The sequence below is a fragment of the Aminobacter sp. P4_D5 genome (assembly GCF_056401815.1).
Genome location: NZ_JBFUIP010000737.1, coordinates 1 through 702, shown reverse-complemented (window position 1 = coordinate 702; position 702 = coordinate 1). Strand labels below are relative to the sequence as shown.

Sequence of the window (702 nt, the reverse complement as noted above, 5' to 3'; positions counted from 1 at the left end):
TCGTTCACCACCGCGACGATCGTCTCCTCCACATCGGGGATGACGCGCACCTCGCGCATGGGAATGCCGATCTCGCCGAGCCGGGTCGCGAGGAACTGCAGGTTGGCGTCGCGCGTGCGGCCCGAGAGCACCTCGTTGCCGATGATGAGCAGGCAGGCGATGGGATTCATGGACGTCCTCGTTCAGCGCGACGGGACGGAGCCTAGTCCCGGCCGCGCCTCACAGGAAGTCGCGCAGCAGGGCGACCAGCGGCACGTCCGCCGGCGGCATGGGATAGTCGGCCAGCTTCTCCGGCCGCACCCAGGCCAGCGCCTGCCCTTCCGTGGCGGCGACGCGCCCCTGCCATTTCCGGCAGATGTAGAGCGGCATCAGCAGGTGAAACTTCTCGTAGCCGTGGCTCGCGAAGAAGAGCGGCGAGAGGCAGGATTCCTGTGTCTCGATGCTGAGTTCTTCCCGGAGTTCGCGGATCAGCGCGGCCTCCGGCGTCTCGCCCTCGTCCAGCTTGCCGCCGGGGAATTCCCAGAGCCCGGCCATCGATTTCCCCTCCGGCCGCTGCGCCAGGAGGATTCGGCCGTCGCTGTCCACCAGCGCGCAGGCGACGACCAGCAGGATCGGCTTTTGCGCGGCCGGCCTGGACGGCGCGGCGACCCGCTTGAACATGATCACCGGCATGTTGCGGTTGCGCGACAGGAACTGCTGCAC

At 68.2% G+C, this 702-nt stretch carries 2 protein-coding genes; both read right to left on the bottom strand.

From position 1 onward, the window contains the following. Window positions 1–170 (bottom strand): molybdopterin-binding protein (locus AC1DWF_RS34675; RefSeq protein WP_476843009.1); only part of this gene is annotated, 170 nt, incomplete at its 3' end. A 49-nt stretch (window positions 171–219) separates the two neighbouring features. Continuing rightward, window positions 220–660: an 8-oxo-dGTP diphosphatase MutT gene (gene mutT, locus AC1DWF_RS34670; RefSeq protein ID WP_476843008.1), complete on the bottom strand. Its 441-nt coding sequence runs from the start codon at window positions 658–660 to the stop codon at window positions 220–222. Window positions 661–702: the final 42 nt, after the last annotated feature.

Bases quoted from the DNA above. Each gene is read 5' to 3' on its own strand.
- mutT (WP_476843008.1), bottom strand. From the start codon at position 660: ATGTTCAAGCGGGTCGCCGCGCCGTCCAGGCCGGCCGCGCAAAAGCCG.